This is a genomic window from Nocardia sp. NPDC051052 (genome assembly GCF_044456045.1).
GTDB lineage: Bacteria > Actinomycetota > Actinomycetes > Mycobacteriales > Mycobacteriaceae > Nocardia.
This window is the reverse complement of record NZ_JBITFL010000011.1, coordinates 161,205-184,991: the sequence shown is the minus strand read 5'-3', so window position 1 is coordinate 184,991 and position 23,787 is coordinate 161,205. Positions and strand designations below refer to the sequence as shown.

The window sequence follows — 23,787 nt, the reverse complement described above, 5'->3', positions numbered from 1 at the left end:
AGCTGCCCTGTGAGATGCTCGCCGCCATCGCGACACCGTAGGATCATCTGCCGCTGACCGACAGATAGATGTGGAGGTACCGATGACCCCGCCGGTACCGATCGGGATCGCGGCTCCGGTACTCGTCTTCGCATTCGCGGTCGTCGTCAGCCGCTGGTTTCTGGTGCGCGGGTCAGTGAGTAACCGGCTGGTCAACCGGACGTTGGGTTGGCAGACGGGGGCGGCCGTCATCTTCGAGTGCGGCGCAGGCACCGAGTACTCCGACGTGACGTATCGCATTTTCCTCGCCTGCAGCGTCATGACGGCTGCGGGCGTCTACGGCATAGCAGCACTGTTCGCCGGTGACGTCGATCCGAACACAGCTCGTCGGCGGCAGCGGATATATGACGTTGTCGCTGTGGTCGGTGCCGTAATTGTCGTGATAGTTGGCAGGCCCGCAGATCCGATGCAGCCGGGTTTCGGCTGGAGCTCTCCTCTCGTCTGGGCGCTTTTCAACCTCCCGATCGCGGCAATGGCGATCAACGTCATCCGAGCGTGCGTACGTGAGCTCCGGGTCGCGCAGGCAACAACTCGCGAACGCCTGGTATTCGCAACTCTTTTCCTCGTCGCATCGTATTTTCTCTACTGTGTTGTTACCTCCGGGTTGCGAGTGCTCGGCGGACAGCCGTCGGACAGTCCGCCCGCGGAATGGACCTCGGCATCGTGCGCCGGTTTCTTTGCGATCAACGTGCTGCTGGCTGTTCCGGTAGTCAACGTTCTGCTCGCCCGAGCAGGGTGGGACCGAACCGGCCGTCATAGTCGGCGGCTGTTCCCGCTGTGGCGCGACCTCACGGCCGCCGTGCCAGGCGTTGTGCTGGATCAGGGCACTGGTCGCCGCGATCCCGAGCTGCGCCTCTACCGCATACTGGTCGAGATTCAGGACGCGTTGCAACATCTGAGGCAGTACATGCCGCCTAGCGATCGGCCCGAGCAGTCCATCGACGACCATGCTGTGCGGATCGCGCGAGCCGTTGACGCCAAACACCGCGGTATGAGACCGGTAGCCGCGGGCGGGCACCAGTACCTGCGCCTCACCGAGAACAGGGCCGCCGAGCTGGTACGTCTGCTCGAGCTGGCTCGGGTCTGGCGGGCGGCTCGCGCGTCGGCATCAGTGGACGCCGGAGTGGGCTGATCTGAGGGCGCTTCGGGCGTCCATCGTGGTCAGGTCGATACCGTAGGATCGGCTCCCGCTGATCACCTGGATGGGTATGGAGGTGTCGATGTCCCCGCGGGTGCCTATCGATACCTTCGCTGCACCGGGTCCGTACGGACCGCGCCGATGACTGCGCCCGCGCCGATGTGGGTCGTCATCGCGGCGATAGCGGTGCTGTGCGGGGTCACGCTGGCTCGATGGATTGTCATCGACAGCACACCGGCCGCACGGCTGGTCAATCGTGCGATCTTGTGGGTATCGGTCGGCGCGGTGACGCAGTACAGCGTCGTCGCCACCGGTCACGAAGCGCTGGCGGTTCAGTTCTTCCTGTTCTGCTCGGTGCTGGCCGCCGCCAATTTGTACGGGCTGGCAAAGCTTTTCGTCGGCGCCGATCCCGCCACTGCCCGCGATCGGCAGCGGATCTACAACGTCGCGGCGGTGCTCGCCGGCACCACAGTTGTGCTCGTGGGCACACCGGAAGGTAGTGGCGGAGCAGGCTTTTGGGCGCGGGCAGTGCTCAGTTGGACGGTGTTCAATATGCCGCTGCTGGTGGCCGGAGTGCACATCACGCGGGCCTGTCTGCGAGATATCCGGGTCGAGGCCTCGTTGCTGAAGCAGGTTCCGTACATCGGTCTGCTCGCGCTGGCCACGGGATGGTTTATCGGCGCCGGTCTCACGGTGGTGCAGGCTTTCGACGGCAAGCCGCCCGGCACCATCTCGATCGAGTGGAGTTTGGTGTCGTGCCTGTTCTGCATACTGGTCGCGTTCGTGACGGCAGTACCGCTCGCGCAGGTGATTTTGGCGCGTGCCGGATGGGATCGGACCGGGCGAAACCTGCGTAGGTTGGAGCCGCTGTGGCGGGACCTCACCGCCGCGGTGCCCGAGGTCGTGCTGCCCGCGGGTGTCGGACTCGGCCGGGATTCCGAGTCGCGGCTGTACCGGATGACCGTGGAGATCAGGGACGCGTTGTTGCACCTCAGACCGCATCTGTCTGTCGACGATGTGCCCGAGTCGTCCGTCGAGACCTACGCCACGCAGATCGCCCGAGCGGCGCGTGCCCGAGAGCGGGGGATCACTCCGTTGGGTGCACCGCCGTCGCACTTTCAGCAGATATCCGCGCGCGACATGACCTCCGAGCTCGGTTACCTGCTCGACCTGGCGCGCCACTGGCCGAGGGCGCGCGATCTGGTCAGCGGTCGTGCGCAGGCGAGCCGACGATGATGCTGCCGACCGCGCATTCGGCCAGCTCGTCCACGTTTGCCGCGGCGGCGAAGGCGGCGGTATCGCTGAAGCCCTGGGCACACGCGCCGAGTCCCATCGCGGTCGCGATGACCGAGACGGTCTGCGTGACTGCGCCGACATGCTTCAAGATGTCGGCGTAAGCCACCTGCCCGTTGTTCCGCGTGAGATGCCCCGACCGCGCGGCGAGTAGCAACACCAGTTGCGGGGCGCCGCCCTCGGCGAGGGGCACCGAGGCGGTGGCCAGTAGCCGTTGTACCGCAGGCGATTCCAGGTCGGCGACTGGACGTAGCACGTGGTCGAACGAGTCGTAGTGGTACATACCCGGCGCAAGCCCGTCGACGTGTCGCACGATCGGGTAGAGCTCGAGTTCGTCGACGCTGCCAGCCGACGGGTGGGGGCGTGCTGCCGATTCCGCACTGGTACTTCGGACACCGCCGGCCGTCCCAAAAAGCAGCTCGGCTAGCTGGTCGCGGGTGATCGGGTTGGCGTCATCGATTGCGTGGGTGGACTGCTGACCTGCCAGCACTGCCGCCAGCGTCGGGTCGTTGGCGCGCAGGACGGCGAGATCGGGCGTCGCGAGCGGCACCGGTTCGCCGGGGTAGTGCGGCTTCCGTGTGGGCGGCTGCGGGAAGGTGTCCACTGCCCACATCGGCGCCCCGGCGTGAGCCGAGCTCGCGGTGCGTTCGCCTAACGTGCTCCGGCGATGGAACCACAGGTCGGCGGCATGCCAACCGCGAGTGGTGAACTCCCGCTCCTCCTCATCCGGATCGGCGACCAGAAACCCACACCAGTGCAGATCGGCCGCCAACTGCGACTTGATCGAGACGTGCAGTGGCGACTCGGCCGCGCCGAAACCATCGAGCAGGGACAGCAGCCGCGGGTCATGGATCCGCACGTCGCACCAGGACAGCGGGTGCTCCAGCACGAAACCGTCCGAGTCCCGGTGCAGCACGGCGAATTTCGACAGCGTCGCGCGCCACGGGAGCCGGGTGACCGGGCGCGGCGGCGGCTGTCCGAACGGCTGGATGCTGTATAGGTTGCGGCCGCCGTCGCGCACGGTGACCGACAGCCAGCCGCCGTCGGTCAACCGGTCCATCAGCCCGGCGACATCGTCGGTGCCCGATCCGTCGGACAGTTGCGAGACCGTAGCCGGGCCACGGTTCAGCGTTCGCAGTGCTTGCAGCTGTCCGAGGCCGAGCCCGGACAGCTGTTCGTTGCGCGGCGGATAAAGCAGCGTGGCGCCCGCCGATGTCGTCAGACAGGTGACACCCGCACGCAGCGCGTACCTGGTCTGGTCGGGATATGTGACGGCGGACAAACCGCTGACCTCCGCTTGTCGATCCGATGTGTCGGGCGTGCCTATTTCGCCGCGATGGCGAAGGCGGGCTCCAGTTTGTTCAGCATGTAAGGCACCGACAGTGCGGTCGGCTGGTTGATGGCGGTGATCTCCTGGGTGGTGAGGAACACCACCGAGCCCTTCCGCGCCGCAGGCAGGTCGGCGTAGCCAGGAAGCTGCCGGTACTTTTCGTCCAAGCCGGGGGAGTAGCCCGCGAGTAGTAGGTCGGCGGTGAGCTTGTCGACCTTCTCCGGCGACAGCGCGACCCGGCCCTGGTTCGCGGGGAGGTCGGTGATGTCCTTGGGAATGCCCATGCCTAACTTCGTGAACAGCGTGCTGGAGCCGTCGTTCGGATCGGTGACAACCATGAGTTGGGTGGCACTCGCCAACCAGGTGGTGGCGAAGGTCTTGCCCTTCAGGCCCGGGTTGGCCTGGCCGATCGCGTCGATCTTCTTGTCGACGTCGGCGATGATCTGCGTGGCGGCGTCTTGTTTGTGTAGCACCTTGCCGAGCGTGGTCACCAGGTCCGGCCACGGCGTCACCGCGTCCTTGCCGAGCGCGGGCAGGACCGGGGCCACCTTGGAGAGCTCGTCATAGTTCTTCTGATCGGCGACGAATGGATCGGCGAGGATGAGGTCCGGCTCCAGCGCCGCGACCTGTTCGGCCACATTGCCCACCGGGTTCAGGGCCTTCGCGGTCGCCAGGGACTTCGGCTCCCACGGCGGCGTGCTCTTGGAGATTGTTGCCACGTTGTCCACGTATCCGACAGGCGTCACGCCGAGCGCCAGCGCGGTGTCGAGCCACTGGTTGCCAAGGGCGACGATCTTTTTGGGTGTGCCCGGCACCGTGGTCGAGCCACGCGCGTGGGTGATGGTGACCGGCTCGTCGCCGGAACCGGCGTCGTCGCTCGATGAACCGCAGGCGGCCAGGCCCAGCGTCAGCGCGGCGGCGATGGCGGCCACCGTCGCTCTCGCCCAGCGCGACATCCGAACAGACTCCATCAGTTGGCCCCCTTCCAGGACGTGCTCCGCCGGCGCGGTCGAGATACCGGCAGCGTAATTCAGCCAAGGCTAACCTATCTAGTCCTCCGTGTGACCGGCCTCTCTTGATGGTTAGATCCGCTAACTATATAGTTTGCGGAGATAACCATTCGCGAGGGGACGCCGTGACGATGCCATCCACCGATCTCGATCTTGGCGAGGTCAGCACCATCCGCCGCAGGCTGCGCTACGACCGGGACCACCCGCACTACAAGTGGATCGTGCTGACCAACACCACGCTCGGAGTGCTGCTCACCGCGATCAACTCGTCCATCGTGCTGATTTCCCTGCCCGCGATCTTCCGCGGTGTCGGCCTGAACCCGCTCGACGCGGGCAACGTCGGATACCTGCTGTGGATGTTGATGGGCTACCTGCTCGCGACGGCGGTGCTCGTCGTCATGTTCGGCAGGCTCGGCGACCTCTTCGGCCGAGTTCGCGTGTACAACTTGGGCTTTGCCGTCTTCGCGTTCTGCGCGCTCGCGCTGTCCTTCGATCCGTTCCACGGTGGTGCCGGCGCGATGTGGATCATCATCTGGCGTGTGGTCCAAGGCGTCGGCGGCGCGATGCTGACCGCGAACGCCACCGCCATCCTCACCGACGCCTTCCCGGCGAAGCAGCGCGGCACCGCGCTCGGGATCAACATGGTCGCCGCGGTCGCCGGCTCGTTCCTCGGCCTGCTCATCGGTGGCGTGCTGTCGGAATGGGATTGGCGCGCGGTGTTCTGGGTCAGCGTCCCGATCGGGCTGCTCGGCGCGTTCTGGTCGTACCGTTCGCTGCACGAGGTCGGCATCCGATCGGTGGGCAGGGTCGACTGGGCGGGCACGATCACCTTCGGGCTCGGGCTCACCGCGCTGCTCACCGGCATCACCTACGGCATTCAGCCGTACGGCGGGCATGCCACCGGCTGGTCCAGTCCCTGGGTGCTCGGCGCGGTGATCGGCGGTATCGCGCTGCTCGGGGTGTTCTGCGTGGTGGAGAGCAAGGTCGACGACCCGATGTTCCATCTCGCCCTGTTCCGCAACCGGGCCTTCGGGCTCGGCAACTTCAGCAACCTCATGGTGTCCATCGGCCGTGGCGGCATGCAGTTCATGCTGATCATCTGGTTGCAGGGCATCTGGTTGCCGTTGCACGGCTTCAGCTTCGAGTCGACGCCGCTGTGGGCGGGCATCTATCTGTTGCCACTGACGGTGGGATTCCTTGCGGCAGGGCCACTCTCGGGCTGGCTGTCGGACCGTTACGGTTCGCGTCTGTTCACCACCGGCGGTGCGCTGATCGCGGGGGTCACCTTCATCCTGCTGCTGGTCGTGCCCGTGGACTTCAACTACTGGGTGTTCGCGGCGATCATCCTGCTCAACGGCATCGGCAGCGGACTGTTCTTCTCACCCAACACCGCGGCCATCATGTCCAGCGTGCCCGCCGCGCAGCGTGGCGCGGCCTCGGGTATGCGCGGCACGCTGTTCAACGGTGGCAACGCGCTGTCCATGGGAATCTTCTTCTCCCTCATGGTCGTAGGCCTCGCCGCCAGCCTGCCGTCGGCGCTGGACGCGGGCCTGCGCGCCCAGGGCGTCTCCGCCGGAGCCGCCGCCGAGGTCGCCGGTCTACCTCCGGTCGCAAGCATGTTCGCGGCGTTCCTCGGCTACAACCCGATCCAGGAATTGCTCGGTCCGACAGGCGAATTGGCCAAACCCGGTGTCAACGCCGACACCCTCACCGGCCAGGAGTTCTTCCCGCACTTGCTGACCGGCCCATTCCACACCGGCCTAGTCGTCGTCTTCGTCTCCGCCGCGATCATGATGTTCCTGGCGGCTGCCGCCTCGTTCTTCGCGGGCAACAAGTACGTGCACGACGAGCAGTCCGAACTGGCCGAGGCCGATGAACTCGCACAGGCGGCCCCCGTCCCCGCACACTGACCCAGGACCGACCGCCCGCCTCGCAACCAGGCAGGGCGGGGCATATCGTGTAGCCGGTGCATTCCGCGCCGTTCGTGCTCACCACCGTGATCGTTTTGTTCGTCGGACTGATCACCATCGGCCGGTGGCTGCTCGTCAACGACTCTGCTGTCGACCAGTTGATCAACCGCGCGTCGAGCTGGAATATCGGATCCATTCTGGGATACGCGCTCGCCGCTGGCCTGGGTCGTCCGGAGTTCGGACAGCGGTTGTTCATGGGCGTCGGCCTGCTCGCATTGTCGAGCTGTTACGGATTTGTCGCCTTGTTCGGCGGGGCCGATCCGAAGCTGGTTTACAGCCGCCAGCGTAACTACGACGCGTTCGCTACGGTCGTTGTCCTCTTCGTTCTGGTTTGCGCGCTGGCCGAGGAGGCGGGACTGCGGCTGCACAGCGTCTTCGACTGGGAGCGAGTTCTGTGGGCAGCGATCGGTGTGCTGGTCATCTGGATCGGGATGCTGCTGATGTACGCCTGTATCAGTGAACTGCGTACCGCCACTACGTCTTTGCGGGAGAAGCTGACCTATTCCGCCCTGTTCTTGGTCGGCATGTATTCAGTGGCCTGCTCGATCTACGCGGGGTTACGTGACGTATCGGGCGTTGTCACCGGAAACCCGGGGACGATATGGGCTGTCGGATCCCTGCTCACCATGACTCTGCTGGCCGGATTACTGGCGATTCCACTGGTGAGAGCCGTGGCTGTGCGGGCAGGCCTGGATCGGCAAGGCCGGCAGTGCCGCCGTCTACACCCGATGTGGCGGGATCTCACCAGCGTTGTCCCAGGGGTGGTCCTGCCTGTCGGGCGCCAGAGCTCCTCCGAACGTCTATACCGGATGACCGTCGAAATCGGCGACGCGCTCTTGCATCTGCGACAGTTCGCTCCCGATACCGGTTCTACCCACACCGGCACCATCAGCGCCTACGCCTTGCGTATCGCCGAAGCCGCCGAACTGAAAGCGCGCGGTACCGACGTGTCCGCCCGAACTATGCACCCTCGCTACGCGATTCAGCCACCCGCCGAGGACCGCGGCACCGAACTACACAACTTCCTCGCGCTGGCCCGCGTATGGCCTCGTGCCCGCGCTGCCGCGACCCGGGACCGTCACGAACTCTGACGCGGCCTTACTAGAGCGGCGCGCCTTGATCGACAACGGACGCCGTGGTCGAGGCAACCCGTCCTGGTTTCCCGCACACCGGATCGGGTGCGGGAAATCAAGGGGTGCGCGGGGATCAGAAGGTGACGCGCTGGTCCTGCGGCATGAAGAGTTTGTCGCCTTCCTTCACGTCGAACGTGCGGTAGAACTCCTCCAGATTGCGGACCACCTGGTTGCAGCGGAATTCGGCGGGAGAGTGGGTGTCGATGCTGAGGTAGCGAACGGTGAGTGCCTTGGTCTGCTTTTCCCGCCAGCTGCGGGCCCAGGACAAGAAGAAGGTTTTGTAGTCGGGGTTGTCGACGCCGCGGCGCTTCTCCGCGATTCGGAAGGCCGCCAACGTGATCTGCAGGCCGCGCAGGTCGGCGAGGTTCTCGCCGACGGTGAGCTCGCCGTTGATGTGCTGGCTGGGGTCGAGGCCCTCGGGGACCAGCGCGTTGAACTGATCGATGAGCTGCTTGGTCTTGGCGTCGAACGCGGCCCGATCCGCCGGCGTCCACCAGTCGTTCCGGTTGCCGTCACCGTCGTATTTGGAGCCCTGGTCGTCGAAGCCGTGCCCGATCTCGTGGCCGATGGTCGCGCCGACAGCGCCGAAGTTGACGGCAGACTGCGCGTCCTTGTCGAAGAACGGCGGCTGCAGGTACGCGGCCGGGAACACGATCTGGTTGCTGTTCGCCGAGTAGTAGGCGTTCACCGTCTGCGGCGACATCCCCCATTCGGTCTTGTCGACCGGGGTGCCGAGCCGGGCAAACGCCCGCTTGGACTCGAAAGTGTTGATGGACAGCAGTGATTCGATCAGCTTGCCCCTGGTGATCTTCATCTTCGAGTAGTCGACCCACTTGTCCGGATAACCGATCTTGGGATCGATCTTGTCCAGCTTGGCGATCGACGCCGTCCTGGTCGCCGGGGACATCCACGTCGAGTTGGTGAAGTTCTCCCGATACGCGGCGATCACATCGTCGAGCATCTCCTTGGCGCGCTGCTTGGCCTCGGGCGGAAAGTACTTGTCCACGTAGACTTTTCCGAGTTGCTCGCCCAGCTTGTCGTCGACGATCCCGACCCCGTACTTCCACCGGTCCGGACGCTCCTCCTGCCCGTTGAGCACCTTGCCCTTGAACTCGAAATTCGCGTCGTTGATGGCTTTGGGCAGGTACGGCGCGAACTCCCGAAGCACGCTGAGCTTGAGGTAGTCCCGCCACGTGGCGATGTCCACCTCGGTCCACAGCTGACCGGCGGCCGTGAGGAAGGACGGCTCGCCCACCACCATCGTCTCGAACAGTGAACGCGGCCGGTCGGTGTTCCCCGCCATCCACGGGTCCCAGTCGAATCCTGGTGCGAGAGCGGTCATATCGGCCCAGCTCAACACGTTGTAGGTGGCGTCGGTATCGCGGGTGCGCACGTTGTCCCAGTGTGCGGGCGCGATCCGCTTCTCCAGGTCGAATACCCGCTGTGCCAAGCCCTCCGGATCGGGCAGCCCCGCGCCGGCGGCGATGCGCCCCAAGAAGATTCGATACTGGGCGAGCACGTCGGCGTATTCGGGTTTCCGGTAGTACTGCTCGCCGAGACCGAGTCCGGACTGCCCGACCGAGGGGATGTAGGCGTTCGAGTTCTTCCGGTCGGTGCCGATACCGATGCCGATCAAGCCCGCGATCGGCAGCTCGGCCATCACCTTGGCCAGGTCCGCCTTGGTCGCCGCGCCGTCGATCTTGCCGAACAGTTCGGCCAGCGGCGTCATGCCGAGCCGCTCGATCTCGTCCCAATCCAGCCTGGCGTCGAACAGATCTCGGATCTGCTGCTCCTCCGAGCCCGGCTTCGGATCCTTGATGCCGTCGATGATCTCGCGCAACTGCTGCTCGGTGCGTTCGGCCGCCTCGCTGGTCGAACCGTAGGACGTCTTGTCCGGCGGCAGCTGGTAGTCGCGCAACCACTTCCCGTTGACATGCCGGTACAGGTCGTCCTGCGGACGGATCGTCTCGTCCGCACCACCCATGTCGACGCCGGTGAGCGGTTTGCTCGCCTCTTTGGTGTCGCTCGCGCAGGACGCCAGCGCGGCAGCGGCGGGCACCACCCCGAGTGCGATCAGGAAGGCACGACGGTCCAGCTGTCCGAGACGTGTCACGAGGATTTCCTCTCCCGATGCGGCCACACCGCATCCTCGTCAGGCGCAATTAGTTCGCCCGAGGCTACCCGCCGCCGGCGCTACCCGGCGGTCCATCTCAGAGCGTGACGCGCTGGTCCGGTGCCAGGAACAGCTTGTCGCCCGCGACGACGCCGAACGTGGTGTAGTACTCGGCGATATTGCGGACCACCTGGTTGGCGCGAAACTCGTTGGGCGAGTGCACGTCCCTGGCGAGCAGCATTTCCCTCGTCTGCGTGGTGGACTGCTGCCGCCAGATCCTGGCCCAGGACAGGAACACCGTCTCGAGGTCAGGCTGCTTGCCGTCGCGCTGGGCGGCGGCGCGATACGCGGCCAGTGCGATCTGCAGTCCGCGCAGGTCGGCGAGGTTCTCGCCGACGGTCAGCGCGCCGTTGACATGCTTACTCGGATCGAGGCCCTCGGGTGTCAGCGCGTTGTATTGCTCGATCAGCTGCTTGGTCTTGGCTTCGAACGCGGCGGTGTCCTCGGGGGTCCACCAGTCGCGCCGGTTGCCGTCGCCGTCGTACTTGGCGCCCTGATCGTCGAAGCCGTGCCCGATCTCATGGCCGATGACCGCGCCGATACCGCCGAAGTTCACCGCGGGGACGGCGTCGGCGTCGAAGAACGGCGCCTGCAAGATGGCGGCGGGGAAGGTGATCTGGTTGGCGTTCGGGTCGTACATGGCGTTCACCGTCTGCGGCGGGAAGCCCCATTCGGTCTTGTCGACCGGCGTGCCGAGCTTGTTGAAGGCGCGGGCGACCTCGAAAACCCTTACGGCGCGCACGGATTCGACCAGCTTGCCCCTGGTGATCCGCACCCCGGAGTAGTCGATCCACTTGTCCGGGTACCCGATCTTCGCGACTATCTTGTCGAGCTTCGCGAGGGCGGCGGTCCTGGTCGGCGGCGACATCCACGAGGAGTTGGTGAAGTCCTGCCGATACGCGGCCATCAGATCGGCGACGAGAGCCTTGGCGCGGTCCTTGGCGGACGCCGGAAAGTGTTTGGCCACATAGAGTTTGCCGAACGGCTCGCCGAGGTTCTGGTCGACTGTGTCGAGCCCGTCCTTCCATGGCTCTTGGCGCTCGTCGCGCCCCTGCAGCGCCTTGTCGACGAACTCGAAGGCCGCGTCCGAGATCGCCTTGGGCAGGTATTGCGCGAACTCCTTCACGACGCCGACGCGCAGGTACTCCTGCCACTGTTCGATCGGGACGTCGGCCCACAACTGGCCCGCGGTGGTGACGAACGAGGGTTGCCGGACGACCACGTTGTCGAAGAGTCGCTTCGGCCGGTCGGTGCTGCCTGCCAGCCAGGGATCCCAGTCGAATTGCGGTGCGAGCTTGACCAATTCGGCCCAGCCGAGCGGGTTGTAGGTGGTGTCGGGATCGCGATCGCGGACGCTGTCCCAATAGCCCGCTGCGATCTTGGTCTCCAGGTCGAGCACCCGCTGCGCGGTGCCGGCCGGGTCGGCGAGGCCGGCGCCCGTGGCCACGTGCTCGAGATAGGTCCGGTAGGCCGTGATCTGCTCGGCGTACTCGGGCTTGCGGTAGTACTGCTCGTCCAGGTTGGCGTCGATGCCGGACTGACTGACCTGGGCGATGTAGTTGGCGGAGTTCTTCTGGTCGACCACGACCTGGAGCCCGATCAGCCCCGAGATCGGCAGTGCGCCCATCACCCGAGCCAGCTCCGCCTTGGTCTTCGCGCCGTCGATCGCGGCGAGCAGATCGGCGACCGGGGTCATGCCGAGCCGCTCGATCGCGTCGCGATCGAGCCTGGCGTCGTAGAGATCGCGGACCTGCTGCTCGGTCGAGCCGGCCTTCGGATCGCGGATGTCCTCGACGATGCCGCGCAGCTGCTGCTCGGTGCGATCGTTCGCCTCGTCGAAGGACCCGAACGACGACTTGTCCGGCGGCAGCCGATACTGCGTCAACCAAGTCCCGTTGACGTGTCGGTAGAGGTCGTCCTGCGGCCGGATCGCCGGGTTCGCCCCGGCCAGATCGACACCGGTGAGCCGGATATCCGAGGACTGTGAATCCTGGGAGCAGGAGGCCAACGTCGCCGCGGCGGGCACTGCCGCGAGAGCGAGCAGGAAGGCGCGGCGATCGAGACGGGCAGACGAGCTCAAGAGCATCCCCTTTTCGGTACGGTCGAGCCGAACGGTGCTTCTCCTTACTGATCTTGCTCGGTCCGAGAGTAGCGGCGCGGAATGACTCGCCCGTCGTGACGCGAGTCTCGACCGCGACCCCGATTTGGGACGACCTGCGGGTTCACCTACACTGGACCAGTTGCCTGCGGGAGCTATGCCCGCAATTCGGCAGTGAACCCCCAGTGGTTGGTTCTCGAGTTGCACATTCGGATCCACAAAACCGCTGGCAGGCGCGCGTCCGGAGGGTAACTGACCATGCCCGTCGGGTCGGCAATCCGGCGTGCGTATACATCCAGGTCCAGGAGGAGCTGAAGTGATTCAGCAGGAGTCGCGACTGCGCGTCGCCGACAACACGGGCGCGAAGGAAATCCTTTGCATCCGCGTTCTCGGTGGTTCGTCGCGTCGCTATGCCGGTATCGGCGACATCATCGTCGCTACCGTGAAGGACGCTGTCCCCGGTGGCAACGTCAAGAAGGGTGAGGTCGTCAAGGCCGTCATCGTGCGCACCACCAAGGAGCGCCGTCGCCCGGACGGTTCGTACATCAAGTTCGACGAGAACGCGGCCGTGCTGATCAAGCCGGACAACGACCCGCGTGGCACTCGCATCTTCGGCCCGGTCGGCCGTGAGCTTCGCGAGAAGAAGTTCATGAAGATCGTTTCGCTGGCCCCGGAGGTGCTCTGACATGAAGGTGCACAAGGGCGACACCGTGCTCGTCATCTCGGGTAAGGACAAGGGCGCCAAGGGCAAGGTCATTCAGGCCTACCCGGCGACCGGCAAGGTCCTGGTCGAGGGTGTGAACCGGATCAAGAAGCATGTCGCGAACTCCACCAACCAGCGTGGCGCCTCCTCGGGTGGCATCGTGACCCAGGAAGCCCCCATCCAGGTCTCGAACGTGATGGTCGTGGATTCCGATGGCAAGCCGACCCGTGTCGGTTACCGCACCGATGAGGAGAGCGGCAAGCGGGTCCGGGTCTCCCGTAAGAACGGGAAGGACATCTGACATGACTACCTCTGAGCAGACCCAGCCGCGCCTGAAGGCGCGCTACCGGGCCGAGATCAAGGACGCGCTGAACAGCGAGTTCGACTACGCCAACGTGATGCAGATCCCCGGCGTGGTCAAGGTTGTCGTGAACATGGGTGTCGGCGACGCCGCCCGCGACGCGAAGCTCATCAACGGTGCGGTCAAGGACCTCGAGCTGATCACCGGTCAGAAGCCGGAGATCCGCAAGGCGACCAAGTCGATCGCGCAGTTCAAGCTGCGTGAGGGCATGCCCATCGGTGCGAAGGTCACGCTGCGTGGCGATCGCATGTGGGAGTTCCTGGATCGCCTGGTCTCCATCGCGCTGCCCCGTATCCGCGACTTCCGCGGCCTCTCGCCGAAGCAGTTCGACGGCAACGGCAACTACACGTTCGGCCTCAGCGAGCAGTCGATGTTCCACGAGATCGACGTGGACTCCATCGACCGTCCGCGCGGTATGGACATCACCGTCGTGACCACCGCGACGAACAACGAAGAGGGCCGCGCCCTGCTCAAGCACCTCGGCTTCCCGTTCAAGGAGAACTGACGATGGCCAAGAAAGCACTGCGGATCAAGGCTGAGGCCAAGCCGAAGTTCGCCGTCCGCGCCTACACCCGCTGCCAGCGTTGCGGTCGCCCGCACGCGGTCTACCGCAAGTTCGGCCTCTGCCGCATCTGCCTTCGCGAGATGGCGCACCGCGGTGAGCTCCCGGGCGTGCACAAGAGCTCCTGGTGATCCTGCCCTCCTCGTGAGCGCAGTCAGCTAGGACTTGAAACTGAACAAAGGCACGGCCTCCAGCTGGAGGCCGTGCCTTTGTGCGTTATTCGCCGTTGATAACTTCGGACGGGTTCCATGACTACCGGCTGGACCGCATGCGATGGCGGTCCACGGCAGCAAGGGTTTCGTCAGTTCTGCCGTTCCAGCAATTCCAGCGAGCGCTGGTGCGCGCTGACCGCCAAGGCGGTCTCCCTTGCGGCGTCGGAGCCCCCTTGTCCGGCGAGGTAGGTATGCAGATTGGCTTTGGCCTCGTACCAGGCCGCGCGCTCGATGTCGCCGGCCTCAGCAGTGGGGCGGCTCAGAGTCAGAGCGGTCATTTCGACCAGGACGTTCACCCGCGGTCCCTTCTAGGCAATATTGCAGATGTTTCGCTCGGTACACCGTGGCCCGCGTTCGGAGTGTTACGCCGGCCGCGAGTACCTACGTAGTATGTGCGGCTTCGACTCCTGCCCAACAGAGGTCACGTGGTGTTCGCTGACGTGTCCTATCGAGGTTGCTGGGTCGCGGCGAAGTGGCCCTAGTTCACGCAGAACGCCCGTGTACGGCCGCATTGCGGCATTGTTGCCCCATGTGCTGCATGATTGCCGCTCAGTACTTCCATGGGCATGCACTTCAGTGCGCCCACTGCGGAGCATGAAGCCCTCCACGCGGTCACCGCATGGCGTCTCTGGCTCCGCGAGAGGGTGAACCACGTGAACTCACGGGAGGCGTTCTACCCACCGGATGGGGATCGGTCGCAGAATCCAGCGGAACCGGGGCGACATCTGGTGCGTCATAGTAAGGACGGAGAAAGACCACAGCGTGCGTCGCCATCGAGAGGAGCTGATCGGCTATGAGCGATCCATCGTCGCTTTCGGTTGAGCCCGAAGAGGTGAAAGCGCTGGGGCGCATGGCATACCAGATCGCGGACGAGTTGAAGTCCGGATATTCGTCGCTGGTGACCGACACGAAGGTCACGATCGACAGCTGGGCGGGGAACAACGCCGGCGCGTTCACCGCCGCGTGGGATGAGTTCCATGAAGGCGCGGACCAGGTGTGGGATGCGTTGCTCGAGCTCGCGGAAAAGCTGGGCGTGACCGCTGAGACGCTCCGCTCGACCGACCAGTCCTTCGCCTCGGGAATCAGCTCCTTGGACCTACCGTGAACGAGGACGGATCTGATGACTGCTGATACGCCCGCATTTTCGGTCGACCTCGACAAACTCGAGGAGTTGGCGGCCCGCATGCGCGCGTACAAGGCCGCGGTTGCCGACCGGCTGGCGCAGCTCGAGGCGAAGGCCAAGGAAGTGGAGGGCGTGTGGGCCGGCGCGGCAGCCGTGGCCTACAGCCAGGCACACACCGAATGGGTGGCGGGGGTTACCGATATGCAGGATGGGCTCGCGGTCCTGGAAACGGCGTTGAAGACGGCCCATGACAGCTACACCAACGCCGCATCTCAGACCATGCGGATTCTCGGCATATGAGCAAGCTCGAGGTGGATCCCAAGGTCTACTACCAGGCCGCCGTCAACTGCTTCGATGCCGCCGCCGCGCTGAACGACAGCTTCAAATATGTCTTCGGCGAACTCAACAGCTGCGGGCAGATGGCAGGCCGGGACGAGGACGGCCGCGCCTGGGCAAGCTCCTACGACGAGTCCGCCCGCGACGCCGTATCGTTCTTCGACCAGACCTTCTCCACCCTGCGCGCCTGCGCGCCTACGGCACCGCCCTCAACGACCTCGGTTTCGAACACGCCAAATCCGATGCCGCATTGAAAGGTACGGCACAACCGGACAGACCGGCCGACTCGGCATCGACAGTGACCTTCGGGCCCTACGCCCTCCCGGCCTCAGCAGCGGGCGGAACCCCCCAGGGCCTGGCGAAAACCTCCATCGAAGTACTCGACGCCATCAACTGCCCCCTCCCGGACGGCGACACCGACACCCTCACCAAGGCCGCCGACGCCTGGGACCGACTCGGCACGATCTACCAGAACACCAACGCCAAAGACAAAATCACCATCGCAGCAAGCCTTTTCGACGACGTGACGTCCCGGGACGCGGTGCAGGTCCGCGAAGACCTGAAAACCTTGGAAACGTCCATCGGCCAACTCCTCGACACCTGCAAAGCAATCAGTAACACCTGCACCGACTACAAAGAATCGATCGTTGAACTCCGCAACGAGATAAAAGGCTTCATCGAATCCATAATCCAAGACGCCGCGATCAACGTAGCAGTAACCGTCATCGCCACCTGCCTCACCGGCGTCGGCGGCCTGATCGCCGGCGCCAAAGCCGTGGAATCGGCCCACAAATGGGCCGGGAAGATCAAAGAGGCCGTCACCGCCTGGCGAGCCCGTAAGCTCTTGCAGCTCAAGGGGTTGTCTGAGGACGCCAAGACCGCGCTGACAAAGGGCAAGCAGGCGATCAAGGACCTGCGTGATCGGCTGGGGAAGAGGGCCGATGGCCCTGGAAAGCTTCCCAAAAGTCGCGGCAAAATCGATGAAGCGGAGAAGGCATTCTCTCCGGAAGAGCGAAAGATTGCTGATCTGTTGGCGGATGAAGGAAAAGATGTAAAGGCCGTCAAGGAGGGTGTAGATCGTACTCCTGATTCTACTGTTGATGGAGTGCCGACGGAATTCAAGTCACTGGATGTGGGTGCGTCGAATGCAACCGTTAAGAATGCCCTGAACAGTGCCAGCGGCCAAGCTGAGTACGCTATAATCGACGCGCGAGCAAGTGGGATTTCGCAGGAAGAAGCTCAGCGTGGGTTGAATAGATTCTTGGGTGCCAGTCCTGACAAGATGAAGGGTGTTCGAATTGTGGGAGACGGCTGGGAGATCAATTGGCCATAGGAAGGATTTCCCTTGAGTGCCTACTATGAAATATTTCTGAAGACCGTGAAGCCGTTCGATGAAGTGATCGAAGATGTCGGCCGAGCTGTCGGAGTCGAACTTGCCTCCGAGCCCTCGTCGAATGCCGTTCTATTTTATCGAGCCGTGACAGACTCATCCGTTATCGAAGTTGAGTCGTCGCACGCGTACGAGGACGATTATGGTATAGAATTTTCTAGGTTCCCCATCGTGATCACAGTTCGCGATCTGGACTCTGACAAGGATCGAGAAGAATCCACAGCGCTCTCGCTCCTTCAGTTCCTTGCAAAAGATGGTGGTTACGCAGGTCTGTTGGTTTTCGATCTGAAAAGACGGGTTGCCGAGATTTGAGCGGCAACGAGAATCTTCAAGGCGATTGCGGATTTAAATATGCTGGTCTTTGAACCTTTCTTCGATCTATGTAGAGATCTAGCCGGGGCGGGGTTTGTGACGGTTGACGAGATTACCGGTTGTACCGCCGACGATGTCGCTGAGGTTGTAGCCGCTGCCCCGGACGGGTTTCCGATATCGGGCGAGTATCAAGCATTCCTTGCGGTGATGGGCAGGGGTGCAGGAAGTTTCTTTCTGGGAACCGACCTGTTCTTTCCCTCATTGCTAGAGGCAAGCGAGGCAGCGGCTGGTATAAGCAGCGGGCCGGGAGAGACGCTGTCTCTGCAGAATCGATTCTTTTTCGGGCATCATCAGGGTTATAAGGTTTATTACTTCGACCTGGGCTCCGAAGCTGTATACGCATATCAAGAGGGACACCCGGAAAGCCAACGGCTGGCGAACTCTTTCCTCGAATTTCTGCGACAGGCTTTCGATATTCAAAAGGATCTGCGCAGCGGGTGAAATATGCATACTCGCTGTCGTCGGCGGCGAGACCCCCAGTCGCGCCTGGGCCACCTGCCATAGATCTGGGTCGGGATAGCTAACGATGGCACTGGCTTATTATTTGGAACCGCGACGCCGGTGACGGCGGAGGGGGTCGTCGTCAGATTGGCTGAGATCGCCATCGAGTACGCTGGCTCTTTCCGAGGAGATTCCGCAGTGGAGAATAAAAGTTCCGATGTGGAGCTGTCGGGCATGCTGGCTAACTCCAGAAGTGATGACAACGCGACCAGGGCTGGTGTGATAGCCGAGCTCGGTCGATATATGTATCGATCGGATGCCCGTAAGCGCCTCGAAGAAATTATGATAGGTAACGAAATTGTGACCATGCGGGTCGATGCTGCCGAGCAGCCTACTCGATATGGTGGAGAAGAGGGCCTACTTGCAGTATTGAACGAGTTGGGTCGGCGCCAAGACTCGGAAGTAGATTATACGGCATATATGTTAAGTGAATTGGATAATTTTGGCGAGTTTCCAGTGCTCGACACGGCGCTGTCGATCAACGAAGAACGTCTAACACCCGATGCGAAGCGTGGACTTACGGACTTGCGCGCGCTAATGCAGCGATAGCCGAATGGTTCGCGCAACGAAGTCGTCGATCGCGGTCATATCGGAGAAATTGACGCTGTCCGATTCTCGCATCCGCTCGTGATGAGCTACGATCAGGTGGACTCCACCTTAAAAGCGGGGTTGCCACACGAATGGTTCGCATTCGACATTTCCGTGATCGAATAGATTCAGCTTTTGCTGGCATCGCGCGGGGACATCGATGAAAGAGCATATGTCAAGCAGGTTGCTCACCTGCCGGGAGTACCGGCCGCAGTTATCGTGGCTCAGGGCTATTGCGCATAGGATGGGCGAAATGAGCTACGTTTTCGAGATCGATAATGAGACGGTTTGGAGTCCGGCGCTGCGCGTCGGTGACTTATATGTCCGGATGCTTCAGGATGTCGGATCGGTTCTAGGTGCGCCCACTGGGCTCAGCTCGGTAGCTTCTGATCTGTGGAAAATTGATATCGACGCCTTTGAGACACTCGTAAGGCTAATGTATGAGACCTACTTCGATAGTAGTCATCAGGTGTTCCACGTGCTGATCGAGGGTGTCCTGGCGTCATCTATCGTAATCCTCGAACGAGGAGGCAAGAATATTTCCCCCGCCACCGACCGTGAGCGTGAGTTGCTCGACATGGCATTCCGGTTGTCGATGGCCCGCTGATTAAGATCTGCCCGTGACACGAGATTACGCAGACTATCCAAATCTTAGTGGCGTATATTTGGCGGACAGCTATGTTCTGGATATAGTCGAGAGTGCTGCTGAGGTGAAGTTTTTCTCGAAGCAGTCTTGACGCCTGAGCATCTTCACTATCACGTCCGTCTAGAGGGCAAAAAAGTACTGCTACGTTGACGGCGAGCTTGTTTCCCGTGAAGTTCGTGGTGTCGAGTGGCTCGAGCGGTCGTCCCAAAAATACAAGGACGCTACCGGTGCCGACGATGTGGAACTCGGCGTTCTACGGCGAGGCCTGCGAAGCCCGGTGGGTCGGTGGTCGATCGAGCGCGCCGCGCAGCTATCAAGTCAGGTCGGCGAAGCTGATCTCGCCGAGCACAACGCGTTGGAGCTCGAGAAAACCTTCGCGATGCAATCGGTGAGGCCGGTACTCGGCTGCGTGTGCGTCGAGTCGGAACTCGCGGACCTCTTCGATGTCTTACTTGGTGTCGAGAGAACGACCAGATATGCCGGTATGCCCGCGCGGACGTACTGAACCTTCTTGTCGAGTAGATCTTCGGCCGCGGTCGACGGTGACGAAACCTCGACGACCACCAGCGCATCGCCTGCTCCGGCTTCGCGCCGCGCTCTGGCAAACAGCGGTAAACCGTCACATCCATGGCGTCGACGAGCATGCGGGCGACTCGATTGTGTTCCGGCACAGGTGACTCGCAGGCGACCACGTGCCCGTGCTCGACCTCCGTCTCGCGCGAGATGGAGGTGGGCAGACTGCGGTACTGCTTTTCGGTCATCTCGAGCGGCAGACCAGCCGACGCTTCGATCGTCTCACCCAAAGCGTATGGCTGGCGGACGCTTCGATCCGTTAGACGGAACACGATTCAGTCCGGCGCATGGCGGGAGTTACATAGGAGCGGCGGATCGATCAGGCGAAGGCTGGGTCCTGCCACATCGTCTCCCCTCCGGAGGATGTGGATTCGACCGCGTGTTCAAACGTTGGTGATGAGTGCGCGTTCAGGATCGCTGTTGGTCCAGTTGATGGTCGCAGGGCCGCTAGTGTCGGGCCAAGGGGTCGTTGGTGCGGGCAAGAAGGATGCGTGGGCGCAAGGACGGTTGACTTGCGGCCGTCTGTGTGGTCTTCGTCGATGCTGTGACGACGACGGTGCCCGAACGCTCATAGCGGGAAGCGTGCTGGAAGACCGGGGGTGGCCTCGACCGCAAACAGGTGTTCGGCACGGCAGGGTGTGAAAAATCATTGCACTACTCATCTTTGCTTGGGAACTTTTGTCATATTTGACAAGTGGGCGTGTGTCCAGAAGCATTATCGACGGCCTTCAGTCCTGGACTGAAAGCAGGTTCCGCAGCAAACAGTCAGTATTCATTTTGCGGTGGAGCGGCAAATGGTCGAGGGGAGTTGGCTTGGGTTCTAAGACATTGGCCGAGATCGCCGGGGGCGCGGGGATGACGATTGCTGATGTGGCTTTTCTGGCCGGACTCGATGAAAGCACAGTCAGCCGATTGTGGACCGAACCCATGTGGCTCGATCGAGTCAGGGGGCGCACGTTACAGGCGATCATCGGTGCGGTGCCCGGCGTCGCGGAATTGCTGGTCGATTACGCACTGGCACGGCGGCGGCGCCGATTGATAGATAGCCTCGCTCGGGAGGGCTTGCAGGTTCGCGAAGATATCTTCCAGTACTTGGTCACGGCGGAAGGAATGCCTGAGCAGTGGGTAAGCAGCGCATTGGAGGCGGCTCTCCACATCATGCGCCGTGACGATAAGAAGGCCGCTGCGTGTCTGACTCGATTTTGGGGGCGTGAGCAGGATCGCACTCTGGGGTTTTTATGGAATGCCGATGCGAACCTGGGTCTCGTCAAGGACGCCGAACCCCTACTGGCGAAGTCGGCGGAGATGTCCGAGCGGCTGGCGGAGCACGGCAATTCGTTTCACGCCATAATTGCACGCGCGACTTTCGTACACCACATTGCCAAGACCACCGGCCTCCTGCTGCGCAATGATGATCCGAAAACACTCGACCGGAGATCTGTTATGCCATACCGCAGCGGCGTAATGGGGCGGATTATCCAAACAGGCGATATAGAGGAGGCACAGCATTACAGTGACGACGTAAAGAATAATGCTCTGTTATTCATGGTCGAATCCTGGGCATTCCCTACCTTCACTCGCGATGCGGTGGTGACGGCGGATTTCTCCGTACCCCGATCGTTGCTGCTGCGGAATTTTGCGAGCAGTGTCATCCAGGAGATCGAAACGTCAAACGATGCATACCTGCACTACCTGGTGAGTGTCGCCATTCCTCTTATGCTCCAGCGTGATCCGACGCTGGGTCTGCGGGCCGGCGAAATTCTGACAAAATTGAAATATCGAATCGATACGGGCAGCGCAGTCGTCACCGAGCAGGTGGCGCCAGCACTTCTCAGCCAGCTGGAACTGTTTGATGTGGGTCGCGACAGAGGAGGAATATGAGCAACGTAACAGATGTCTTTGCAGGGGAGAGCTACGGCAGGAATGCGGCGTTCTGGACGAAAATCATCCGCGAGCGACTCGACCGATACCGGACCGAGCTGACCGACCGCACTGTTATGGCCGCAGTGGGTGACTGCACCAGCCAGCGAATCCTGGACGCAGGGTGTGGCGAAGGCTATCTGTCACGCATTATTCAGTCCGGTGGTGGTCAGGTTGTCGGTATCGACGCGTGTGCCGAACTGATCGAGGCTGCGCGTAGCACGGCCGAACACGAGGAACGCGACATCGTCTACCACCACGGCAGCGTGAATGCGCTACCGCTCGAAGACGAGACTTTCGACTGTGTCGTCTGCAATCATCTTGTCAACGATCTTCCTGATCCGGCGCCGGCTTTCAGCGAATTCGGGCGCGTTCTAAAACCTGGCGGAAAGCTGGTTGTGCTAATGCTGCATCCCTGCTTCTACCCGGCACCGACCGGCGTTGAAACAGCTTCCGAAGAATCGGTCTCGGATCAATACTTCGAAGTTCGATCGTTTGCGCAGAATTTTCGTGTAGCGGGTGAATCATCGCCGGCGCCGGTGACAGTTTGGATGCGCCCGCTCGAAAGTTATTTGTCATCGTTGACCGACGCCAACTTTTCCTTGGCCGTAATGCAGGAGCCTCGACCTACGCCCGAGCAGATCGCCGCTGATCCCTGGTGGCGGGAGAATTTCCGTAGACCGACTTTTCTCCTGCTCGTCGCCGAGCGTAAGCCCAGCCGTTGATGCCGAATTGAAGATTCGGCGAGACGGCACGATCCGGAACGGAAAATTATGACACGGCTGGTGTCTTCCAGTGCCCACAGTCGACCGATGATCGAACGTAAGGGTATTGAATCAACAGCCGACGATGAGCGCTCAGGAAAACCTAGCCATCACTTCTGGATCTGGGCGGCGGCCAGTCTCAATCCGTTCGTCATCTCCTCCGGATTGTTTGTCCTTGCGCTCGGCCTTTCGTGGTCAGACGCTCTGATCGCGATCATCGTCGGTGCGGCGATCAGCTACCCGCTGCTGGGGTTCGTGGCGCTTGCCGGTCTCCGGGGAGGCGCGCCAACCATGACCCTCAGCCGGGCGACGTTCGGCTATCACGGCAACAAACTCCCTACGCTGCTGGCTTATCTTGCGTGCATCGGCTGGGAAGCCATCGCGTTGTTTCTGGCGGCGACGGCGACCAAAACGCTGGCGAGCCGGGTCGTCCCGGATGCGAATCCCACCGCCTTGCTCGCCTTGGGTCTGGTGACGACCGGCGCCGCCACGGTGGTTATCGCTCTCTACGGCTATCACCTGGTGGTGCGCGTCCAGAAATGGATAACGCTCGCCATCACGATCGCGATCAGCGGCTATTGCGGCATCGTCGCCCTGGAAGTCGGCCTGCCGGGCCACACGCCACCGACCGGCGGCACTCCGCTGCTGGCCGGCATTGTCTTCGTCATCGCGGCAGGTGGATTGGCGTGGGTGATGACCGGCGCTGACTACAGTCGCTATCTTCCCGCACGAGCCAACCCCCGCGGCGTTGTCGGTTGGACCGCGATAGGCGGGGCCATAGCGCCGTTGACGTTGATGCTCTTCGGGATATTCGCCGGCACTGCCAGACCTGATCTGGTCGTGCATGCGGCCCATGACCCCATCGGGGCGCTCACTCTGCCCCTGCCGACCTGGTTCTGTGTGCCGTTCCTGATCACGACGATTCTCGGATTCGTGGGCAGCGGAGTCGTCAATCTCTACTCATCAGGTCTCAACCTGCTCGCGCTCGGCGTCAAGGTTTCTCGTCCGGTCGCCATCGGGATCGATGCGACGCTGGTCGTGCTTGCCAGCGGTTATCTCCTTTTTCTGTCGCCGGGCTTCTTTGCGACCTTCGAAACCTTTCTCGCCATCCTCGGCATACCGCTCGCCGCATGGTGCGCGATCTTTTTGGTCGACTTCCACCTTCGTCACAGAACCGGCTACCCGCTCGATACCCTTTACTCCGCTACCGGCAGCGGCGAACGAAACAATCTCGCGGCCCTGGCTGCCCTGTTGACCGGGACCTGCATCGGCATAGGACTGGACGGCATGGATCGCCTCGCAACTGTTCTCGACTTTCTTCCCATCGACAGCGGTCAGCTGGAAACTCTTGCTGCGATGAAGCCAGGGCTGCTCGTCTCTTTCATCGCCGGTGGAGTCTTTTATGGCCTGTTAGTGCGACGGCAAGGAGGCGGGTCGAAGCGACGCAACGGTGCCCGGTCCGATAATTTCCGATGACCCGGAGCCACGCGGCGGCCTGCTCTGGAACCGAATATCTGAGGAAGGGGTCGTTGCCCGCGGCTGCGCTGCTCGT

General features: G+C 62.6%; 25 protein-coding genes. 19 read left to right on the top strand and 6 right to left on the bottom strand.

The genetic code is table 11. From position 1 onward, the window contains the following. Window positions 1–82 precede the first annotated feature (82 nt). Together ACIBCN_RS33290 and ACIBCN_RS33285 are read left to right on the top strand one after the other, a co-directional pair. The gene (locus tag ACIBCN_RS33290; RefSeq protein WP_396995669.1) at window positions 83–1,171 is read left to right on the top strand and encodes an MAB_1171c family putative transporter; all 1,089 of its coding nucleotides are present in this window, start codon (window positions 83–85) and stop codon (window positions 1,169–1,171) included. Between the two features lie 147 nt (window positions 1,172–1,318). After that, on the top strand, window positions 1,319–2,413 hold the full coding sequence (locus ACIBCN_RS33285; protein WP_396995668.1) for an MAB_1171c family putative transporter: 1,095 nt from the start codon (window positions 1,319–1,321) through the stop codon (window positions 2,411–2,413). Here ACIBCN_RS33285 and ACIBCN_RS33280 read toward each other — a convergent pair. Together ACIBCN_RS33280 and ACIBCN_RS33275 are read right to left on the bottom strand one after the other, a co-directional pair. Beyond that, entirely contained in the window at window positions 2,382–3,752 is a 1,371-nt protein-coding gene (locus ACIBCN_RS33280) for a SagB family peptide dehydrogenase (RefSeq protein ID WP_396995667.1), read from the bottom strand. The two genes, ACIBCN_RS33285 and ACIBCN_RS33280, sit on opposite strands and share 32 nt — an antisense overlap. Window positions 3,753–3,793: 41 nt before the next feature. Next, window positions 3,794–4,771 carry an ABC transporter substrate-binding protein gene (locus ACIBCN_RS33275; protein WP_396995666.1) on the bottom strand — a complete coding sequence of 326 codons (978 nt, stop codon included), beginning with the start codon at window positions 4,769–4,771 and terminating at the stop codon, window positions 3,794–3,796. Window positions 4,772–4,941: 170 nt separating this feature from the next. Here ACIBCN_RS33275 and ACIBCN_RS33270 point away from each other — a divergent pair, with 170 nt between their 5' ends. Continuing rightward, window positions 4,942–6,720 (top strand): MFS transporter, encoded by a 1,779-nt coding sequence (locus ACIBCN_RS33270; RefSeq protein WP_396995734.1) that lies wholly within the window; start codon window positions 4,942–4,944, stop codon window positions 6,718–6,720. Between the two features lie 56 nt (window positions 6,721–6,776). Beyond that, the gene (locus tag ACIBCN_RS33265) at window positions 6,777–7,871 is read left to right on the top strand and encodes an MAB_1171c family putative transporter (RefSeq protein ID WP_396995665.1); all 1,095 of its coding nucleotides are present in this window, start codon (window positions 6,777–6,779) and stop codon (window positions 7,869–7,871) included. Window positions 7,872–7,986: 115 nt separating this feature from the next. Here ACIBCN_RS33265 and ACIBCN_RS33260 read toward each other — a convergent pair whose 3' ends face one another. Then, window positions 7,987–10,026: a M13 family metallopeptidase gene (locus ACIBCN_RS33260; RefSeq protein ID WP_396995664.1), complete on the bottom strand. Its 2,040-nt coding sequence runs from the start codon at window positions 10,024–10,026 to the stop codon at window positions 7,987–7,989. A 97-nt stretch (window positions 10,027–10,123) separates the two neighbouring features. Beyond that, window positions 10,124–12,172 (bottom strand): M13 family metallopeptidase, encoded by a 2,049-nt coding sequence (locus tag ACIBCN_RS33255; RefSeq protein ID WP_396995663.1) that lies wholly within the window; start codon window positions 12,170–12,172, stop codon window positions 10,124–10,126. Window positions 12,173–12,500: 328 nt separating this feature from the next. On the opposite strand from ACIBCN_RS33255, the gene rplN reads away from it, so the two are divergent. The 4 genes from rplN to ACIBCN_RS33235 are packed head-to-tail and all read left to right on the top strand — an operon-like array spanning window position 12,501 to window position 13,941. Next, the gene (gene rplN, locus ACIBCN_RS33250; protein WP_396995662.1) at window positions 12,501–12,869 is read left to right on the top strand and encodes a 50S ribosomal protein L14; all 369 of its coding nucleotides are present in this window, start codon (window positions 12,501–12,503) and stop codon (window positions 12,867–12,869) included. A 1-nt stretch (window position 12,870) separates the two neighbouring features. Next, complete coding sequence (gene rplX / locus ACIBCN_RS33245; protein WP_387242182.1) at window positions 12,871–13,188, top strand: 50S ribosomal protein L24; 318 nt, start codon at window positions 12,871–12,873, stop codon at window positions 13,186–13,188. Between the two features lies 1 nt (window position 13,189). Beyond that, window positions 13,190–13,753, top strand: coding sequence for a 50S ribosomal protein L5 (rplE, locus tag ACIBCN_RS33240; protein ID WP_150404096.1), 564 nt, complete (start codon window positions 13,190–13,192; stop codon window positions 13,751–13,753). A gap of 2 nt (window positions 13,754–13,755) precedes the next feature. After that, a complete protein-coding gene (locus ACIBCN_RS33235) occupies window positions 13,756–13,941 on the top strand; it encodes a type Z 30S ribosomal protein S14 (RefSeq protein ID WP_396995661.1) in 186 nt (61 codons plus the stop codon). Window positions 13,942–14,111: 170 nt separating this feature from the next. Here the strand turns inward: ACIBCN_RS33235 and ACIBCN_RS33230 are convergent, their stop codons facing one another. Beyond that, window positions 14,112–14,300 carry a hypothetical protein gene (locus ACIBCN_RS33230; RefSeq protein WP_396995660.1) on the bottom strand — a complete coding sequence of 63 codons (189 nt, stop codon included), beginning with the start codon at window positions 14,298–14,300 and terminating at the stop codon, window positions 14,112–14,114. A 515-nt stretch (window positions 14,301–14,815) separates the two neighbouring features. Between ACIBCN_RS33230 and ACIBCN_RS33225 the strand changes: the two genes are divergently transcribed. The 8 genes from ACIBCN_RS33225 to ACIBCN_RS33190 all read left to right on the top strand — a co-directional run bounded on the left by ACIBCN_RS33225 (window position 14,816) and on the right by ACIBCN_RS33190 (window position 18,939). Continuing rightward, window positions 14,816–15,127 carry a WXG100 family type VII secretion target gene (locus tag ACIBCN_RS33225; protein ID WP_396995659.1) on the top strand — a complete coding sequence of 104 codons (312 nt, stop codon included), beginning with the start codon at window positions 14,816–14,818 and terminating at the stop codon, window positions 15,125–15,127. A 15-nt stretch (window positions 15,128–15,142) separates the two neighbouring features. Next, window positions 15,143–15,445, top strand: coding sequence for a WXG100 family type VII secretion target (locus ACIBCN_RS33220; protein ID WP_396995658.1), 303 nt, complete (start codon window positions 15,143–15,145; stop codon window positions 15,443–15,445). Further along, window positions 15,442–15,735 (top strand): hypothetical protein, encoded by a 294-nt coding sequence (locus ACIBCN_RS33215; protein ID WP_396995657.1) that lies wholly within the window; start codon window positions 15,442–15,444, stop codon window positions 15,733–15,735. Before ACIBCN_RS33220 ends, ACIBCN_RS33215 begins: the two co-directional genes overlap by 4 nt. After that, a complete protein-coding gene (locus tag ACIBCN_RS33210) occupies window positions 15,732–16,814 on the top strand; it encodes a hypothetical protein (RefSeq protein WP_396995656.1) in 1,083 nt (360 codons plus the stop codon). The genes ACIBCN_RS33215 and ACIBCN_RS33210 overlap by 4 nt, the downstream gene beginning before the upstream one ends. Before the next feature lie 12 nt (window positions 16,815–16,826). Further along, window positions 16,827–17,183: a hypothetical protein gene (locus ACIBCN_RS33205; RefSeq protein WP_396995655.1), complete on the top strand. Its 357-nt coding sequence runs from the start codon at window positions 16,827–16,829 to the stop codon at window positions 17,181–17,183. A gap of 39 nt (window positions 17,184–17,222) precedes the next feature. Continuing rightward, window positions 17,223–17,684, top strand: a complete 462-nt coding sequence (locus ACIBCN_RS33200) for an SMI1/KNR4 family protein (protein WP_396995654.1) — start codon at window positions 17,223–17,225, stop codon at window positions 17,682–17,684. 198 nt (window positions 17,685–17,882) lie between these two features. After that, on the top strand, window positions 17,883–18,293 hold the full coding sequence (locus tag ACIBCN_RS33195; RefSeq protein WP_396995653.1) for a hypothetical protein: 411 nt from the start codon (window positions 17,883–17,885) through the stop codon (window positions 18,291–18,293). A 292-nt stretch (window positions 18,294–18,585) separates the two neighbouring features. Continuing rightward, window positions 18,586–18,939, top strand: a complete 354-nt coding sequence (locus tag ACIBCN_RS33190; RefSeq protein WP_396995652.1) for a DUF6086 family protein — start codon at window positions 18,586–18,588, stop codon at window positions 18,937–18,939. 357 nt (window positions 18,940–19,296) lie between these two features. Here the strand turns inward: ACIBCN_RS33190 and ACIBCN_RS33185 are convergent, their stop codons facing one another. Beyond that, window positions 19,297–19,587, bottom strand: a complete 291-nt coding sequence (locus ACIBCN_RS33185) for a Uma2 family endonuclease (protein WP_396995733.1) — start codon at window positions 19,585–19,587, stop codon at window positions 19,297–19,299. Window positions 19,588–20,364: 777 nt separating this feature from the next. Here ACIBCN_RS33185 and ACIBCN_RS33180 point away from each other — a divergent pair. The 3 genes from ACIBCN_RS33180 to ACIBCN_RS33170 all read left to right on the top strand — a co-directional run bounded on the left by ACIBCN_RS33180 (window position 20,365) and on the right by ACIBCN_RS33170 (window position 23,711). Further along, window positions 20,365–21,432 (top strand): hypothetical protein, encoded by a 1,068-nt coding sequence (locus ACIBCN_RS33180; RefSeq protein ID WP_396995651.1) that lies wholly within the window; start codon window positions 20,365–20,367, stop codon window positions 21,430–21,432. Beyond that, window positions 21,429–22,196, top strand: coding sequence for a class I SAM-dependent methyltransferase (locus ACIBCN_RS33175; protein ID WP_396995650.1), 768 nt, complete (start codon window positions 21,429–21,431; stop codon window positions 22,194–22,196). The genes ACIBCN_RS33180 and ACIBCN_RS33175 overlap by 4 nt, the downstream gene beginning before the upstream one ends. An 87-nt stretch (window positions 22,197–22,283) precedes the next feature. Then, the gene (locus ACIBCN_RS33170) at window positions 22,284–23,711 is read left to right on the top strand and encodes a purine-cytosine permease family protein (RefSeq protein WP_396995649.1); all 1,428 of its coding nucleotides are present in this window, start codon (window positions 22,284–22,286) and stop codon (window positions 23,709–23,711) included. Window positions 23,712–23,787: the final 76 nt, after the last annotated feature.

Coding starts and splice junctions, on each gene's coding strand:
- ACIBCN_RS33175 (WP_396995650.1), top strand. CDS start 21,429: ATGAGCAACGTAACAGATGTCTTTGCAGGGGAGAGCTACGGCAGGAAT.
- ACIBCN_RS33235 (WP_396995661.1), top strand. CDS start 13,756: ATGGCCAAGAAAGCACTGCGGATCAAGGCTGAGGCCAAGCCGAAGTTC.
- ACIBCN_RS33270 (WP_396995734.1), top strand. CDS start 4,942: ATGCCATCCACCGATCTCGATCTTGGCGAGGTCAGCACCATCCGCCGC.
- ACIBCN_RS33255 (WP_396995663.1), bottom strand. CDS start 12,172: ATGCTCTTGAGCTCGTCTGCCCGTCTCGATCGCCGCGCCTTCCTGCTC.
- rplE (WP_150404096.1), top strand. CDS start 13,190: ATGACTACCTCTGAGCAGACCCAGCCGCGCCTGAAGGCGCGCTACCGG.
- ACIBCN_RS33230 (WP_396995660.1), bottom strand. CDS start 14,300: ATGACCGCTCTGACTCTGAGCCGCCCCACTGCTGAGGCCGGCGACATC.
- ACIBCN_RS33190 (WP_396995652.1), top strand. CDS start 18,586: ATGAGCTACGTTTTCGAGATCGATAATGAGACGGTTTGGAGTCCGGCG.
- rplX (WP_387242182.1), top strand. CDS start 12,871: ATGAAGGTGCACAAGGGCGACACCGTGCTCGTCATCTCGGGTAAGGAC.
- ACIBCN_RS33170 (WP_396995649.1), top strand. CDS start 22,284: ATGATCGAACGTAAGGGTATTGAATCAACAGCCGACGATGAGCGCTCA.
- ACIBCN_RS33200 (WP_396995654.1), top strand. CDS start 17,223: ATGCTGGTCTTTGAACCTTTCTTCGATCTATGTAGAGATCTAGCCGGG.
- ACIBCN_RS33220 (WP_396995658.1), top strand. CDS start 15,143: ATGACTGCTGATACGCCCGCATTTTCGGTCGACCTCGACAAACTCGAG.
- ACIBCN_RS33215 (WP_396995657.1), top strand. CDS start 15,442: ATGAGCAAGCTCGAGGTGGATCCCAAGGTCTACTACCAGGCCGCCGTC.
- ACIBCN_RS33275 (WP_396995666.1), bottom strand. CDS start 4,771: ATGGAGTCTGTTCGGATGTCGCGCTGGGCGAGAGCGACGGTGGCCGCC.
- ACIBCN_RS33290 (WP_396995669.1), top strand. CDS start 83: ATGACCCCGCCGGTACCGATCGGGATCGCGGCTCCGGTACTCGTCTTC.
- ACIBCN_RS33285 (WP_396995668.1), top strand. CDS start 1,319: ATGACTGCGCCCGCGCCGATGTGGGTCGTCATCGCGGCGATAGCGGTG.
- ACIBCN_RS33225 (WP_396995659.1), top strand. CDS start 14,816: ATGAGCGATCCATCGTCGCTTTCGGTTGAGCCCGAAGAGGTGAAAGCG.